We start from the raw sequence: 14,558 nt of genomic DNA on the forward strand, positions 1-14,558 counted from the left end.
GGTCGCATCAGGCCGTCGCGCCGTGCAACGCGGCGACCTCGGCCTGCAGCAACTCGCCGAGGATGCGCACGCCGGCCTCGATGCGCGCTTCCGGCACGGTCACGAACGACAGCCGCAAGGTATTGCGCTGCGGTTCGACCGCGAAGAACGGCGCACCCGGCACGAAGGCCACGTTGCGCTCGATCGCCTTGGCCAGCAACGCGCCGCCGTCCATGCCCGCCGGCAGTTCGACCCAGATGAACATGCCGCCGGCCGGGCGGTTCCAGCGCACCTGCGACGGGAAATACTTGCCGAGCGCGTCGAGCATCTGCTGGCAGCGGCTCGCGTACAGGCTGCGGATGCCGGGGATGTGCGCGTCCAGGAAGCCGTCCTGCACCGCCTCGTAGACGATGCGCTGACTGAACGACGGCGTATGCAGGTCGGCCGCCTGCTTGGCCTGCACCAGCTTGGCGTGCACCGCCTCCGGGGCCACCACGAAGCCCAGGCGCAGGCCCGGCGCCAGCACCTTGGAGAACGAGCCCATGTAGATCCCGCCCTCCGGGTGCATCGACAGCAGGCTCGGCAGCGTGTCGCCGCTGTAGCACAGCTCGCCGTAGGGATCGTCCTCGACGATCGGCACGCCGGCCGCGGCCGCGCGCGCGACCAGCGCCTGGCGCCGGTGCAGCGGCAGGCGCCGCCCGGTCGGGTTCTGGAAGTTCGGCAGCACGTACATGAAGCGCGCGCCCGCCAGATGTTCCGCGTCCAGCGCATCCACCACCACGCCGTCGTCGTCCGACTGCATCGCCGCGAACGCCGGCTGGAACAGCGAGAACGCCTGCAGCGCGCCGAGATAGCTCGGCGTTTCCACCAGCACCTTGCTGCCTTCGTCGATGAACACCTTGCCGAGCAAATCCAGGCCCTGCTGCGAGCCGGTGGTGATCAGCACCTGGCTGGGCCGGATGCTGGCGCCGTCGCGGCTCAGCCGCGCGGCCACCCATTCGCGCAGCGGCAGATAGCCTTCGGTCGGGCCGTACTGCAGCGCCGCCTGCGGCGCCTCGCGCAGCACCTTGTCGCAGGCGTACTGCATGCGCGCGATCGGGAACGTGTCCGGCGACGGCAGCCCGCCCGCGAAGGAGATCACTTCCGGGCGTTCGGTGACCTTGAGGATTTCGCGGATCGCCGAACTGGTCAGCGCCTGCGCACGGCGGGAGAACTGGAAGGAGGTCGTCATGGCGATAGCATAACGGCAGTCCCGCCGCGCTCCGCTGTGCAGCGCAGCGCGAAGGGCGCTCGGCGATCCAGCGGGCCCACCCAGGCCGTGCCGACGCTGGCGCTCGGCGCTGAGCCGCCGCCGCAAGCGCCGGCGCTGTTGCGAATGGCGCTGCGTGGCTACTCGCGCGCGCCGGAATCGGGCTGCGCCGCGGCCTCCAACCATCGCGCCAGCGCGGCAGGTGCATACAGACGCACATCCGAGACGGTGGGAAGTGTCGCCGTTGCGAACAGCGCCTCGTCCAATTGCAGGATCGGGCCGTAGGCGATCGCGGTCTGCGTGCCGATGCAGGACAGGCGGCGCAGCACGGTCAGCCGATAGCCCTGCCCCAGGTAATGGCGCGTGCCGCCATCGGCAGGCAATGGCGCTTCGGTATCGATGCGCGCATGCAGCGGTGTGCGGCCAGCCGCGGCGGCGCGAAAATCGGCATCGGCCTGGCGCAATGCGTCGCGCTGCGGCGGCGCGAGCGCCTGCAGATCCAGACCGAAGAAGGCGCCGGCTGGCGGCGACATGGGCAACGGCAGATCGCTCATGGCAGCCGGTCTCGCCTCATCCGTTGCGCCAGCCGCCAGCTCAATGCCGACGCGGCGGTGCCGGGCCGCAGCTGTCGCAGCCGCCGCAAGCGCCGGCACCGGCCGTAGCCGCAGGCGCGATCTTGCGGCCAACGGCCTGCAGCCAGGCCGCCCGGCCCGGCTTGAGCAGGCGCAGCGCGATGCCGCCGCGCAGCTTGCGCGCAGTGCCAGGAAATTGCTTCTTCAGCACTACCCACGCACTGACCAACACCGCCAGCGCGATCACCAGGTATTGCAGCCACAGCGACATGGACGCGGACATGGCTCAGCCGGCCCCCAGCGCCACCGCGACCTGGTAGGTGACCAGCGACGCCAGGTACGCCAGCGCGAACAGGTAGAACGCGGCGAAGCTCATCTGCTTCCACGAATTGGTCTCGCGCTTGATCGTAGCCAGCGTGGAAAGGCACATCGGCGCGTAGATGTACCAGACCAGCAGCGACAGCGCGGTGGCCAGCGACCAGCCATCGCTGATCAGCGGCGACAGCCCCTGCGCTGCGGCATCGTCGTCGGCCGCCGACAGCGCATAGACCGTCGCCAGCGACGACACCGCCAACTCGCGCGCGGCCAGGCCGGGGATCAGCGCGATGCAGATCTGCCAGTTGAAGCCCAGCGGCGCGAATACCGTGGTCATGGCGTGGCCGATGCGGCCGGCGAAGCTGTAATCGATCGCCGGCAAGGTGGCGTCGGCCGGCGCCGCCGGGAACGACAGCAGGAACCACAGCAGGATGGTCAGCGCCAGGATGATGCCGCCGACGCGCTTGAGGAAGATCGCCGCGCGCTCCCACAGGCCCAGCGCCAGGTCGCGCATGTGCGGCACGCGGTAGGACGGCAGCTCCAGCAGCAGCGGATGTTCGCCCTTGTCGCGGCGCCACTTCTTCATCGTCCACGACACCACCAGCGCACTGGCGATGGCGGCGAAGTACAGCCCGAACAGCACCATCCCCTGCTGGTTGAACACGCCCCACACCTGCCGTTGCGGAATGAACGCGCCGATCAGCAGGGCGTACACCGGCAGGCGCGCCGAACAGGTCATCAGCGGCGCGACCAGGATGGTCGCCAGGCGGTCGCGCGGGTCCTGGATGCTGCGCGTGGACATGATCCCGGGCACCGCGCAGGCGAAGCTGGACAGCAGCGGGATGAACGAGCGTCCGGACAGCCCGGCCGCGGCCATCATGCGGTCGAGAAGGAACGCCGCGCGCGGCAGATAGCCGGATTCCTCCAGCGCCAGGATGAAGGCGAACAGGATCAGGATCTGCGGCAGGAACACCACCACCCTGCCGAGGCCGGTGATGATGCCGTCCACCAGCAGGCTGTTCAGCGGCCCCTGCGGCAGGGTGCTGCCGACCCAGGCGCCTAACGCCGTGGTGCCGCCGTCGATCAGCTCCATCAGCGGCGTCGCCCAGGCGTACACCGCCTGGAAGATCAGGAACATCACCACCGCCAGGGTCAACAGGCCGGCGACCGGATGCAGCAGCCAGCGGTCCAGCGCGTCGTCGATGCGCGAGGTGCGGGTCGGCATCGACACCGCCGCCGCGAGAATGGCGCGGACCTGCTGGTGGTAGTCGCCCTGCCCCTCGCTCGGCGCCACCGCCGGCGGCAATGTCGGCGCCAAGGTGTCGAGCCGCTCGACCAGGGCGCGGGCGCCGTTGCGGCGCACCGCCACGGTCTCGATCACCGGCACGCCCAGCGCCTGCTCCAGCGCCTGGCGGTCGATCTGGATGCCGCGGCGCTGCGCCGCGTCGACCATGTTCAACGCCACCAGCATCGGCTTGCCCAACTCACGCAGCTCCAGCGCGAAGCGCAGGTGCAGGCGCAGGTTGGTGGCATCGACCACGCACACCAGCACGTCCGGCGCCGGCTCGCCCGGGTAGAAGCCGCGGCACAGGTCGCGGGTGATCGCCTCGTCCAGGCTGGCCGGCTGCAGGCTGTAGGCGCCGGGCAGGTCCAGCACCGCGAACTCGCGCCCGGACGGCGCGCGGAAGCGGCCTTCCTTGCGCTCCACGGTGACGCCGGCGTAGTTGGCGACCTTCTGCTTGCTGCCGGTCAACTGGTTGAACAAGGCGGTCTTGCCGCAGTTCGGGTTGCCGACCAGGGCCAGGCGCAGCGGCGCGGCCGCCGCGCTCACGGCTGCACCTCGGCGGCGGCGCTGACCTGGACCCGTGCGGCCTCGCTGCGGCGCAGGGCGAAGCGCGTGTAGCCGACCTGCACCAGCAGCGGCTCGCCGCCGATCGGGCCGCTGGCCAGGACCTGCACCTGCTCGCCGGCGACGAAGCCCAGCTCGCGCAGGCGCCGCGCGATGGCGTCGTTGGGCTGGCGGTCGTGCACGGTTTCGACGAGGGCGGTGCTGCGCAGCGGCATGTCGGACAACGTCACGGAAACGTTCCGTCGATAAGAATGGTTATCAATTGTAGCACCGCCGCATTGCGTCATGGCGGCGCCGGCGCGGCCCGCTATCATGTCCGTATGGCTGCCGTTTCCCCTTCGCACGAGAACCGCCGATGAGCGATGCCCTGCTGCTGGAACGCTCGGGCAAGGTCCTGACCTTGCGACTGAACCGACCGGAGGTGCGCAACGCCTTCGATGCCGACCTGATCGCGCACCTGACCGTGGCGTTGCAGGAGATCGGTGCCGACCCGAAGGTCAAGGTGCTGGTCCTGGCCGGGGCGGGCGCGGCATTCTCCGCCGGCGCCGACCTGCAATGGATGCGCGCGATGGCCGCCGCCAGCGAACAGGAGAACCTGGACGACGCGCTGGCCCTGGCGCGGCTGATGCGCACCCTGGACGAACTGCCCAAGCCGACCGTGGCGCGCGTACACGGCGCGGCGTTCGGCGGCGCGGTCGGCCTGATCGCCTGCTGCGACATCGCCATCGGCTCCACCGACGCGCGTTTCGCGCTCAGCGAGAGCCGGCTGGGGCTGCTGCCGGCGGTGATCTCGCCGTACGTGATCGCCGCGATCGGCGCGCGCCAGGCGCGGCGCTGGTTCGCCAGCGCCGAGGCGTTCGATGCGGCCACCGCGACCCAGATCGGCCTACTGCACCAGGCGGTGGCGCCGGGCGCGCTGGACGCGGCGGTGCAACGCCAATTGGAACTGCTGGGCCAGGCCGGACCGCTCGCCGCCGCCGGTGCCAAGGCGCTGGTGCGCCGCGTCGCTGCGGTCGGCGACGACGCCAGCCTGGACCGCGACAACGCCGCGCTGATCGCGCGGCTGCGGGTGTCGGCGGAAGGCCAAGAAGGACTGAACGCCTTCCTGGAAAAGCGCGAGCCGAACTGGCGGGGGTTCTGGTGAGCCCGCTCGACCACATCGGCCTGCGCTGCGTCGACCTGGAACGCAGCCTCGCCTTCTATCGCGCCGCGCTGGCCGCGCTCGGGCTGGACGTGGTGATGGAGGTGAGCGCCGAACAGACCGGCGATCGCCGCCACGTCGGCTTCGGCCGCGACGGCAAGCCCAGCGTCTGGCTCACCGACGGCGCCGCCAACGCCGATGGCGGCCTGCACCTGGCCTTCGCCGTCGACGAGCGCGCGCAGGTGGACGCGTTCCATCGCGCCGGGCTGGCCGCCGGCGGCCGCGACAACGGCGCCCCCGGCCTGCGCCCGCATTACCACCCCAACTACTACGGCGCCTTCCTGCTGGACCCGGACGGGCACAACATCGAAGCCGTCTGCCATCGCCCGGCCAGCGCCTGAGGCGTTGGCCCTAGCCGCCGGCTGCGCTGCGTCCCGATCGCGCGTGCGCGAGCCGCATGCCGCCGTCCGCCGTTGCCCCTGAAGGAGTGTCCGTGAACGTCGATCCGTTGCTTCCGCCCTGCCACGTTCGCCGAGCGCCGCACCACGGGTCCGCCCGATGAACGATTTCGTGCGCCTGGTGGAAGTGGGACCGCGCGACGGCCTGCAGAACGAGAAGACCTGGGTCGCCACCGCCGACAAGATCGCACTGATCGCGCAGCTTTCCCGCACCGGCCTGCGCAGCATCGAGGCGACGAGTTTCGTCAGCCCGAAATGGGTACCGCAACTGGCCGATGCCGCCGAGGTCTATGCCGGCATCGTGCCGGCCCCGGGCGCGGACTATCCGGTGCTGGTGCCGAACCTGCAGGGCTACGAGCGCGCCGCCGCGGTCGGCGTGCGCGAAGTGGCCGTGTTCACCGCCGCCTCGGAGACCTTCAACCGCACCAACACCAATGCCGGTATCGACGAATCGCTGGCGCGCTTCGCCCCGGTGCTGGCGCGCGCCGCCGCCGACGGGGTCAGGGTGCGCGGCTACGTCTCCACCGTGCTCGGCTGCCCCTACCAGGGCGAGGTGCCGCTGGCCGACGTGGTGCGGGTCGCGCGGCAGCTGCACGCGATGGGCTGCTACGAGATCTCGCTGGGCGACACCATCGGCGTCGGCACGCCCACCAAGGCGCGGGCGATGCTGCGCGCGGTGGCCACCGAGGTGCCGATGGCGGCGCTGGCGGTGCATTTCCACGACACCTACGGGCAGGCGCTGGCCAACATCGCCGCGTGCCTGGAGGAAGGCGTGCGCGTGGTCGATGCGGCGGTATCCGGCGCCGGCGGCTGCCCTTACGCCAAGGGCGCCAGCGGCAATGTCGCCAGCGAGGACGTGGTCTACCTGCTGCACGGCAGCGGCGTGACCACCGGCATCGACCTGGATGCGCTGGCCGCCACCGGGCGCTGGCTGGCGCAGAAGCTCGGCCGCGCGACCGGCAGCAAGGTCGGCCAGGCGCTGGCGACGGCCTGACCGGATCGCCCCGCGCGCGCCGCCTGTGGCGCCGGCGGGGACTGCGCGGAGTCGGCTAAAATGCGCGCTTTCCTGGGAGGGAGCATCCATGCAGCTTGCCGATATCCGCGCGGTGGTCACCGGCGGCGTTTCCGGGCTCGGCCTGGCGGTCGCGCAGCGCCTCGTCGCCGAAGGCGGCAAGGTCGCGTTGTTCGACCTCAACGACGACAAGGGCGCGGCCGCGGTCGCCGCGCTGGGCGATGCGCAGGCGCGCTATTTCCGCACCGACGTCAGCGACGAGGCACAGGTGGCGGCGCAACTGAATGCCGCGCGCGACTTCCTCGGCGGGCTCAACGCCGCGATCAACTGCGCCGGCATCCTCGGCGCCGGCCGCGTGCTCGGCAAGGAGGCGCCGATGGCGCTGGCCACCTTCCAGGGCACGGTGATGGTCAACCTGGTCGGCAGCTTCAACGTCGCCAAGGCCGCCGCCGACCTGATGCAGCACAACGCCCCGGGCGAGGACGGCGAGCGCGGCGCGATCGTCAACACCGCCAGCGTCGCCGCCTACGAAGGCCAGATCGGCCAGGCCGCGTATGCCGCCTCCAAGGGCGGCGTGGTGGCGATGACCCTGCCGATGGCGCGCGAACTGGCGCGCTTCGGCATCCGCGTCAACACCATCGCCCCGGGTATCTTCTGGACGCCGATGGTGGACGGCATGTCCGAGGCGGTGCAACAGTCGCTGGCCGCCTCGATCCCGTTCCCGGCGCGGCTCGGCCGCCCCGAGGAATTCGCCGACACGGTGCTGTTCCTGCTGCGCAACCGCTATCTCAACGGCGAGGTGATCCGCCTCGACGGCGCGGTGCGGTTGGCACCTAAATAGCCGGGAATGGGGAATCGGGAATGGGGAATCGCAACAGCGTCCCTTTCACTGATCCTCGCCCGACTGCTTGACGCTTCTCCCATTCCCTATTCCCCAATCCCGATTCCCAGCCCCAATGAAAGCCAACGAAATCAAGAAAGGCAACGTCGTCGAGTACAACAACGGCGTCTATCAGATCCGCGACATCGAGCGCAGCTCGCCGCAGGGCCGCGGCGGCAACGTGCGCTTCCGCTTCGTGATGTACAGCGTGCCGGGCGGCAACAAGCTCGACGCCAGCTTCGACGGCGACGACGACCTGCGCGAAGTCGAGCTGATGCGCCGCCAGGCCACCTTCTCGTACAAGGACGGCGAGGCCTTCGTGTTCCTCGACGACGAGGACTACACCCCGTACACCCTCGATGCCGACGTGATCGGCGACGACGCCGGCTACATCACCGACGGCCTGAGCGGCATCTATGTGCAGGTCATCGACGACCAGCCGGTGGCGATCCAGTTGCCGCAGAGCGTGACCCTGGAAGTGGTCGAGACCCCGCCGGAACTCAAGGGCGGCACCGCGACCAAGCGGCCCAAGCCGGCCAAGCTCAACACCGGGATCGAGATCATGGTGCCGGAGTACATCGGCAACGGCGAGCGCGTGCTGGTCAACACCACCACCGGCGAGTTCGCCGGCCGCGCGGACTGAGCGCGTGCGCCGCGCCATCGCGCTGGCGCTGCTGCTGACGCTGCCGGCCGCGGGGACCGCGGCGGCGGCCAAGCCTGCGCCCGCGCCGGCGACCAAAGCCGCCTGCACGATTCCCGATGACGTGGACCCGGAGCACCACGCCGGCTTCTGCGCCATGCCGCAGGACGTGCGCGCCTTCGTCGCGCGTCAGGATGTGTGCAATCACTTCGCCGGCGAGGAGCCTTACGACGCCCCGCGCCGTCGCGAGCTGGAAAAGGCGGTGGCCAAGTACTGCGACGGCAACGAGGCGACCTGGGCCGCGCTGCGCGCGCGCTACCGCGGCGATCCGGCGCGCGATGCATGGCTGAGCCGCTATGGCGAGGACGCCGGGCTGGATCTGCCGTAGCGGCGACTGGATGTTGCTGCGCTGGTGGGTTGTCGCGGCTGAAGCCGCTCCTACAAGAGCATGCGCGGCCTGCGCCGGATGCACTGTAGGAGCGGCTTCAGCCGCGACCGGCAGCCTCCCCCGTCATGGGCTCCGCCGGTCGCTGCGATGCCGACCGCCACCATCGCTCTGCGCAACCGGCAATCGCCCGCCGCGCCGCACAGCGTCGCCAGCGTCTTGAAAAAGCGCATGCCGGCGCAGCGAACATCGCGCGGATCGTTCGTTACACGTCACCGCGTCTCAACAGGCGACAACACCGACGGCGACACCAACTCCAGGCCACCGCCCTCGCGATTGAGATCGCGCAGCCGCGTGCCCAGCGCCGCCAGGTTCGCGTCGATCTGCTGCAGCTCCGTGCGCAGCGGCGCCGGCAGCAGCGCCTGCAAGCGTGCCTGCACCGCGCCGCCGTCGCTGCGCAAGGCGTCGATCCGCGCCTGGGCCTGCTGCAACCGTGCGCGTTCCTCCCCTTGCGGCAAACCATAGCCGGGCATCCCCTGCAGCAACGTCGCCGGCTGGCTCAACAGGCCCTGCTCCGCCAGCAGCGCCCGTACCGCTTCGGCGGCCTCGCGGGTCCCGCCGCCCGGGTCGGCAGGCCCGCCGTCGGCGCTGGTGCTGCCTCGCTCCGCGGCCGGCGCGTGCTTGTCGGCCAGGTAGCGGCGCTTCAAGGCGTCGCGACCGCGCTGCTCCTCGCGCCGGCGCGCGGCGTTCTCCAGCAGCAACAGGGCGGCGCTGGCGCGCAGGTCGCCGCGCTGCAGCCACGGACTGCGCCGCGCCGCCGGCAGGTCCAGCCACGCCTGCACGCTGCGCGCCGGCAGCGCCAGCTGCGCGCGCGCGACCGCGAACATCGCCGCGTAGTGCGCGCTGGCCGGGGCGAAGTAGTAGCCCTGGCGGATGGCGGCGTCGGCATCGTCCAGCACCGCAGTGTCGGCGATGCCGGCGCGGGACAGGCGCCGCAGCAGGCCGGTCGGGCTGATCCCGGATAGGCGCGCCGTGGACAGGCGCGGCACGCCGTCGTGCAGCAGCTTGTAGGTCTCCACCGCGCAGTTGTTGCTGAGGAAGTAGTAGCGCCCGTCGTAGCTCCAGTGCAGTTGCGCGGCGCGTTCCAGCAACGCGGCGATCTCCTCCGGCGCCAGCCGCAGCGGGATCGACTGCAGGCCGCGCAACTGCACCTGGGTGTAGTCGTCGATCACCTGCCGCAGCGGCAGCACGAACAGCCGCGATGGATACGCGCCGAGCAGGCCGCGCAGGCTCGACAGCTGCACATCGTCCACGAATGCACGGAACGAGAGTACCTTGTGGTAGGCCAGGTCCAGCCGGCACTGCGGACCGGGCGCGTGCTCCGGCGCGCAGATCACCAGCCGCAGCATGCTGTGGCCCCAATGGCTCATCGGCTGCGCGTTGCCCTCGGCCAGCAGGTAGTCCACCGCGTAGACCCGCGCCGGATCCAGTTGCAGCAGCGCCGCTTCGTCGGCCAGCGGGTCCTGCACGTAGACCAGGCCGGGGGCGCAGGCGACGGCCGGCGGCGTCCAGTGCAGGCGCTGCGCGAAGTAGCGCGCCAGCGCCGGGCGCCGGCAGGCGTAGTCCGGATCGAGCAGGAAGTGTTCCAGGTTGACCGCGACGAACTCCGCCGGCGACTGCAGTTCGTAGCGGTCCGGGCTGCGCTCGCTGAAGGCATTGCGGCCCGCCCGCAGGCCCAGCCGCATCGGGCTGACCTGCCAGCCGGCCAGGTCCAGCAGGCGCGGATCGGACGACAGCCGCCCGGCCGCGGACCGGTCATAGAAATGCGCCAGTTCGTGCAGCAAGGCCGCGATCGCCGCGCGGGCGGCGCCGCCGTCGCCAGCGCCATCGGCACCAGCGCTACCCACGCCATCCGCATGAAGGTCGGCGTCGCCATCGCGCTGGCGCATCCAGGCATGCAACAACGCCTTGTTCAACAGCAGCCGGCGCGCCTGCGCCCTGCCGTGCACCTGCGCCGGCAGGTCGTCGCGCCAGTGCAGCGTCAGCGGCGTCTGGATCGCCGCGCTCCACGCAGGCGGCAGCTTGGGCAGCGCTACGTCGAGCAGCGCCTGGCTGGCGGCGCGTTCGGGTTCACTCAGGTCACTCGGATCGACCTGCAGACGCAAGGCCTGCGCGGGCAACGCGCAGGCCAGCCACAGCAGCGCCAGCGCGGCGAGCCGGCGCGGCCGCCGGCGCGAGGTCACAGCGCCAGGATGGCCTGCGCCAACTGCAGGTCGCTGGCCTGCTGCGCCTGCGGATTGCGCTCGCGCAGGATGCGCAGCGCCGCTTCCAGCTGCGCGCCGCGGATGCGGCCGGCACTGGCGACGAAGCCGGCCGCGTCGTCGCGCGCCTGCAGCACCAGTTTGTCGTTGCCGGAACTGCTGTCCGAGGACGCCGAGCTGCCGGCCGAGCCGGCCGAGGCCGAACCGGCGGAGGTGCCGGCGACGCTGGAGGCCTGCGCGAACGCGGGGACGGTCAGGATCAACAACAGGGCGCAGCGCACGGTCACTCGGTTCATCGCATCGGTTCCAACGGACTCAGGGAAAGGCGGCGGCGGCCGCGCCGGCATAGCCTAGCCGGCCACCGCCGCGAGCGCGAGCGCCCGCCGCGCGGGCGCGGCCAGCGCGCTGTGGCTCAGGGGTCGAACAGCTTGCCCGGATTGAGCAGCCCGGACGGATCGAACACGCGCTTGACCGCGCGCATCAGCGCGATTTCCTCGGCGCCGCGGGTGCTGTCCAGGTAGGGCTTCTTGACCAGGCCGATGCCGTGTTCGGCGGAGATGCTGCCGCCATGCTCGGCCAGCGCCTGCGCCAGCAGCTTGGTGACCTGCTCGCAGGCGGCGATGAAGTCGGCCGGCGCGGTGGACGCGGGCTTGAGCACGTTGATGTGCAGGTTGCCGTCGCCGATGTGGCCGAACCAGACCACGTCGAACTGCGGATAGGCCTGGCCGAGCAGCGCCTGGGTCTGGGCCAGGAATGCCGGCATGGCCGAAATCCGCACCGAAACGTCGTTCTTGTACGGGGTGTAGCGCGCCACCGCCTCGGTGATGCCCTCGCGCAGGCGCCACAGCTGCGCGGCCTGCGCCTCGCTCTGGCTGATCACCCCGTCCAGCACCCAACCCTGCTCCATGCACGCCTCGAACGCGGCCAGCGCCGCGGTTTCCTGCGCGTCGTCGCCGCTGGCGTACTCGGTGACCACGTAATACGGATAGACCGTGTCGAACGGCGCCTGCGCGCCGTGCGCCAGCACGTGTTCCAGCGCGCGGTCGGTGAAGAATTCGAAGGCTTCCAGCTGCAGGCGGCCGCGGAACGCGGCGAACACCTGCATCAGCACCTCGAACGAGGGCAGCGCCAGCAGCATCACGTTGCTCGGCGGCGGCGGGTCGGTGAGCCGCAGGGTGGCCTCGACCACGATGCCCAGGGTGCCCTCGGAGCCGATCAGCAGTTGCCGGAAATCGTAGCCGCTGGAGTTCTTGATCAGCCCGCGGTTCAGGTCGAGCAGTTCGCCGCTGCCGGTGACCACCTTCAGTCCTGCGATCCACTCTCGGGTGTTGCCGTAGCGGATCACGCGGATGCCGCCGGCATTGGTGGCGATGTTGCCGCCGATCGAGCACGAGCCGCGCGCGGCGAAATCCACCGGATACTGCAGGCCGTGTTCGCGCGCGGCGTTGTGCACCGCCTCCAGCGGCATGCCGGCCTGCACGGTGAGGGTGCGGTCGACTGCATCGAACGCCAGCGCCTTGTTCATCCGCTCCAGGCTCAGCACCAGTTCGCCATGCGCGGCCACCGCGCCGCCGGACAGGCCGGTGCGGCCGCCGGAGGGCACCACCGCCACCGCGTGGTCGTTGGCCCAGCGCAGCACCGCCTGCACCTCCTCCACCGTCGCCGGCAGCGCGATCGCCAGCGGCGCCGGCGTCCAGCGCCGGGTCCAGTCGCGGCCGTAGTGCTCCAGGTCGGCGGGATCGGTCTTCAGGCGCAGGCCGGGCACGGCGAGCAGCAGGGCGTCCAGGCGCGGGTCGGTCATGGGCTGAGTGGCATCGGTGGCGAAGGCAAGCATTCAAGCGTGCCAGCGTTGGGTAGCGGCGTCTAGGTGGCGCGGAACTCGGAAGGAGCATGGGCCTGGCATGCCCGCTCCGCATGATGCTCGGCTCTTGCGATTCCCGATTCCCGATTCCCAATAGATGCATCTGAAACCTTCGCCGGCGTTGCGTTTGCGTCATCCCGGCGTCCTATTGCGGCGCACCAAAGCGCGGACGCATCTGGCATAGTGACCGCCCCTTCCGCCTCGCGCCGTCGCCGCTAATGTCGCCCAAGAAGACCTCGTTCCCGAAGCAGGATATCCGCGTGCTGCTGCTCGAAGGCCTCAGCCAGACCGCCGTCGACGTGTTCCGCGCGGCCGGCTACTCGCAGATCGAACTGCACGCCAAATCGCTGCCGGAGGACGAACTGAAGGCGCGCATCGCCGAGGCGCACATCATCGGCATCCGCTCGCGCACCCAGCTCAGCGCCGAGGTGCTGGCGCAGGCCAAGCGCCTGATCGCGATCGGCTGTTTCTGCATCGGCACCAACCAGGTCGACCTGGATGCCGCCGAACTGGCCGGCATCCCGGTCTTCAACGCGCCCTACTCCAACACCCGCAGCGTCGCCGAACTGGTGATCGCCGAGGCGATCCTGCTGCTGCGCGGGATCCCGCAGAAGAACGCCGAATGCCACCGCGGCGGCTGGTCCAAGTCGGCCGCCGGCAGCCACGAGACCCGCGGCAAGGTGCTGGGCATCGTTGGCTACGGCCACATCGGCACCCAGGTCGGGGTGCTGGCCGAGGCACTGGGCATGCAGGTGATCTTCCACGACATCGAGACCAAGCTGTCGCTGGGCAACGCGCGCGCGGCCATCGACCTCGACGACCTGCTCGCGCGTTCGGACGTGGTGACGCTGCACGTGCCGGAAACGGCGGCGACCAAGGACATGATCGGTGCGGCGCAGATCGCGCAGATGAAGCCGGGCGCGCACCTGATCAACGCTTCGCGCGGCACGGTGATCGACATCGCCGCACTGGACGCGGCGCTGCGCAGCGGCCACATCGGCGGCGCGGCGGTGGACGTGTTCCCGATCGAGCCCAAGGGCAACGGCGATGCGTTCGAGTCGCCGCTGGCCGCGCACGACAACGTGATCCTGACCCCGCACGTGGGCGGCAGCACGCTGGAGGCGCAGGACAACATCGGCGTGGAGGTGGCGGCCAAGCTGGTGCGCTACAGCGACAACGGCAGCACCCTGTCGGCGGTGAACTTCCCCGAGGTGACCCTGCCCGAGCACGCCGAGAGCCTGCGCCTGCTGCACATCCACCGCAACGTGCCGGGCGTGCTGTCGCAGATCAACGAACTGTTCTCGCGCCACAACGTCAACATCGACGGCCAGTTCCTGCGCACTGACCCCAAGGTCGGCTACGTAGTGATCGACGTCGCCGCCAGCGAGGCACTGGCCGCGGTGCTGAAGGACGAACTGGGCCAGATCGCCGGCACGCTGCGGACGCGGATTCTCTACTGACAGGGAATGGGGAATGGGGATTGGGGATTCGTAAGAGCGCAATACGCTTTCGCGCGCTCGTTTGGGCGTTCCGCGCATTCGCGTCCGCGCCACCGCGGTCGATCCAAGCCAGAGCGCAGTCGGAGCAAAGACGCGCCAGCGCCACCGCTCTTACGAATCCCAATCCCGATTCCCCATTCCCGGCCCGTCAGGGCTGCAACTCCCCGCGAAGCCCCTCGCTCAACAGATAGTCGTCGGCCTTCAGGTACCAGCGCTCCGGACCGGCGACGACCGCTTCCATGTACAGGCCGTCGCGGTCCTCGCGCGGCGGGCGCTGCAGGCTGACGATCGCCACGCCATGCGGCGGCCCGCTCAAGGCCAGCAGCGCGCGCTGCACGGTGCGCGCCAGTTCGGCGGAATCCATCTGGTCGTCGACCGGGCGGAAGGCCAGGCGATAGGTGAACGGAGCGGTGGCGCGGGACATGGGCAGGGACTGGCGGCGGGGCACGCCAGGGTA

At 70.6% G+C, this 14,558-nt stretch carries 16 protein-coding genes; 7 read left to right on the top strand and 9 right to left on the bottom strand.

From position 1 onward, the window contains the following. Positions 1 to 7: 7 nt before the first annotated feature. The 5 genes from AB3X07_RS12035 to AB3X07_RS12055 all read right to left on the bottom strand — a co-directional run bounded on the left by AB3X07_RS12035 (position 8) and on the right by AB3X07_RS12055 (position 4,194). A complete protein-coding gene (locus tag AB3X07_RS12035) occupies positions 8 to 1,210 on the bottom strand; it encodes a PLP-dependent aminotransferase family protein (protein WP_369938849.1) in 1,203 nt (400 codons plus the stop codon). A gap of 158 nt (positions 1,211 to 1,368) precedes the next feature. Then, positions 1,369 to 1,782, bottom strand: a complete 414-nt coding sequence (locus AB3X07_RS12040) for a hypothetical protein (RefSeq protein WP_369938850.1) — start codon at positions 1,780 to 1,782, stop codon at positions 1,369 to 1,371. A 40-nt stretch (positions 1,783 to 1,822) separates the two neighbouring features. Continuing rightward, positions 1,823 to 2,071: a DUF6587 family protein gene (locus AB3X07_RS12045; RefSeq protein WP_369938851.1), complete on the bottom strand. Its 249-nt coding sequence runs from the start codon at positions 2,069 to 2,071 to the stop codon at positions 1,823 to 1,825. Between the two features lie 15 nt (positions 2,072 to 2,086). Beyond that, entirely contained in the window at positions 2,087 to 3,946 is a 1,860-nt protein-coding gene (feoB, locus tag AB3X07_RS12050) for a ferrous iron transporter B (RefSeq protein WP_369938852.1), read from the bottom strand. Next, on the bottom strand, positions 3,943 to 4,194 hold the full coding sequence (locus AB3X07_RS12055) for a FeoA family protein (RefSeq protein ID WP_369938853.1): 252 nt from the start codon (positions 4,192 to 4,194) through the stop codon (positions 3,943 to 3,945). Before AB3X07_RS12055 ends, feoB begins: the two co-directional genes overlap by 4 nt. Before the next feature lie 125 nt (positions 4,195 to 4,319). On the opposite strand from AB3X07_RS12055, the gene AB3X07_RS12060 reads away from it, so the two are divergent. The 6 genes from AB3X07_RS12060 (at position 4,320) to AB3X07_RS12085 (ending at position 8,483) form a co-directional block, all read left to right on the top strand. Beyond that, positions 4,320 to 5,108, top strand: coding sequence for an enoyl-CoA hydratase-related protein (locus AB3X07_RS12060; protein WP_369938854.1), 789 nt, complete (start codon positions 4,320 to 4,322; stop codon positions 5,106 to 5,108). After that, positions 5,105 to 5,506, top strand: a complete 402-nt coding sequence (locus AB3X07_RS12065) for a VOC family protein (RefSeq protein ID WP_369938855.1) — start codon at positions 5,105 to 5,107, stop codon at positions 5,504 to 5,506. Before AB3X07_RS12060 ends, AB3X07_RS12065 begins: the two co-directional genes overlap by 4 nt. Before the next feature lie 157 nt (positions 5,507 to 5,663). Then, the gene (locus AB3X07_RS12070) at positions 5,664 to 6,557 is read left to right on the top strand and encodes a hydroxymethylglutaryl-CoA lyase (protein WP_369938856.1); all 894 of its coding nucleotides are present in this window, start codon (positions 5,664 to 5,666) and stop codon (positions 6,555 to 6,557) included. Between the two features lie 88 nt (positions 6,558 to 6,645). Beyond that, positions 6,646 to 7,416, top strand: a complete 771-nt coding sequence (locus AB3X07_RS12075) for an SDR family oxidoreductase (protein WP_369938857.1) — start codon at positions 6,646 to 6,648, stop codon at positions 7,414 to 7,416. Positions 7,417 to 7,531: 115 nt separating this feature from the next. Next, on the top strand, positions 7,532 to 8,098 hold the full coding sequence (gene yeiP, locus AB3X07_RS12080) for an elongation factor P-like protein YeiP (RefSeq protein ID WP_369938858.1): 567 nt from the start codon (positions 7,532 to 7,534) through the stop codon (positions 8,096 to 8,098). 4 nt (positions 8,099 to 8,102) lie between these two features. Then, positions 8,103 to 8,483, top strand: a complete 381-nt coding sequence (locus AB3X07_RS12085) for a hypothetical protein (protein ID WP_369938859.1) — start codon at positions 8,103 to 8,105, stop codon at positions 8,481 to 8,483. A 269-nt stretch (positions 8,484 to 8,752) separates the two neighbouring features. Here the strand turns inward: AB3X07_RS12085 and AB3X07_RS12090 are convergent, their stop codons facing one another. From AB3X07_RS12090 to AB3X07_RS12100, 3 genes are all read right to left on the bottom strand, one after another. Further along, positions 8,753 to 10,723, bottom strand: coding sequence for a DUF4105 domain-containing protein (locus AB3X07_RS12090; protein ID WP_369938860.1), 1,971 nt, complete (start codon positions 10,721 to 10,723; stop codon positions 8,753 to 8,755). Further along, positions 10,720 to 11,037, bottom strand: coding sequence for a DUF2388 domain-containing protein (locus tag AB3X07_RS12095; protein WP_369938861.1), 318 nt, complete (start codon positions 11,035 to 11,037; stop codon positions 10,720 to 10,722). Before AB3X07_RS12095 ends, AB3X07_RS12090 begins: the two co-directional genes overlap by 4 nt. Positions 11,038 to 11,153: 116 nt before the next feature. Beyond that, positions 11,154 to 12,542 carry an FAD-binding oxidoreductase gene (locus tag AB3X07_RS12100; RefSeq protein ID WP_369938862.1) on the bottom strand — a complete coding sequence of 463 codons (1,389 nt, stop codon included), beginning with the start codon at positions 12,540 to 12,542 and terminating at the stop codon, positions 11,154 to 11,156. A 278-nt stretch (positions 12,543 to 12,820) separates the two neighbouring features. Between AB3X07_RS12100 and serA the strand changes: the two genes are divergently transcribed. Further along, the gene (serA, locus tag AB3X07_RS12105; protein ID WP_369938863.1) at positions 12,821 to 14,062 is read left to right on the top strand and encodes a phosphoglycerate dehydrogenase; all 1,242 of its coding nucleotides are present in this window, start codon (positions 12,821 to 12,823) and stop codon (positions 14,060 to 14,062) included. A 187-nt stretch (positions 14,063 to 14,249) separates the two neighbouring features. Here serA and AB3X07_RS12110 read toward each other — a convergent pair whose 3' ends face one another. Beyond that, entirely contained in the window at positions 14,250 to 14,525 is a 276-nt protein-coding gene (locus AB3X07_RS12110; RefSeq protein ID WP_369938864.1) for a hypothetical protein, read from the bottom strand. Between the last annotated feature and the right edge of the window lie 33 nt (positions 14,526 to 14,558).

The sequence above is a fragment of the Xanthomonas sp. DAR 35659 genome (genome assembly GCF_041242975.1).
Lineage (GTDB): Bacteria > Pseudomonadota > Gammaproteobacteria > Xanthomonadales > Xanthomonadaceae > Xanthomonas_A > Xanthomonas_A medicagonis.

Bases quoted from the DNA above. Each gene is read 5' to 3' on its own strand.
- AB3X07_RS12045 (WP_369938851.1), bottom strand. From the start codon at position 2,071: ATGTCGCTGTGGCTGCAATACCTGGTGATCGCGCTGGCGGTGTTGGTC.
- AB3X07_RS12095 (WP_369938861.1), bottom strand. From the start codon at position 11,037: ATGAACCGAGTGACCGTGCGCTGCGCCCTGTTGTTGATCCTGACCGTC.
- serA (WP_369938863.1), top strand. From the start codon at position 12,821: ATGTCGCCCAAGAAGACCTCGTTCCCGAAGCAGGATATCCGCGTGCTG.
- AB3X07_RS12100 (WP_369938862.1), bottom strand. From the start codon at position 12,542: ATGACCGACCCGCGCCTGGACGCCCTGCTGCTCGCCGTGCCCGGCCTG.
- AB3X07_RS12075 (WP_369938857.1), top strand. From the start codon at position 6,646: ATGCAGCTTGCCGATATCCGCGCGGTGGTCACCGGCGGCGTTTCCGGG.
- AB3X07_RS12035 (WP_369938849.1), bottom strand. From the start codon at position 1,210: ATGACGACCTCCTTCCAGTTCTCCCGCCGTGCGCAGGCGCTGACCAGT.
- AB3X07_RS12070 (WP_369938856.1), top strand. From the start codon at position 5,664: ATGAACGATTTCGTGCGCCTGGTGGAAGTGGGACCGCGCGACGGCCTG.
- AB3X07_RS12040 (WP_369938850.1), bottom strand. From the start codon at position 1,782: ATGAGCGATCTGCCGTTGCCCATGTCGCCGCCAGCCGGCGCCTTCTTC.
- AB3X07_RS12110 (WP_369938864.1), bottom strand. From the start codon at position 14,525: ATGTCCCGCGCCACCGCTCCGTTCACCTATCGCCTGGCCTTCCGCCCG.
- AB3X07_RS12060 (WP_369938854.1), top strand. From the start codon at position 4,320: ATGAGCGATGCCCTGCTGCTGGAACGCTCGGGCAAGGTCCTGACCTTG.
- yeiP (WP_369938858.1), top strand. From the start codon at position 7,532: ATGAAAGCCAACGAAATCAAGAAAGGCAACGTCGTCGAGTACAACAAC.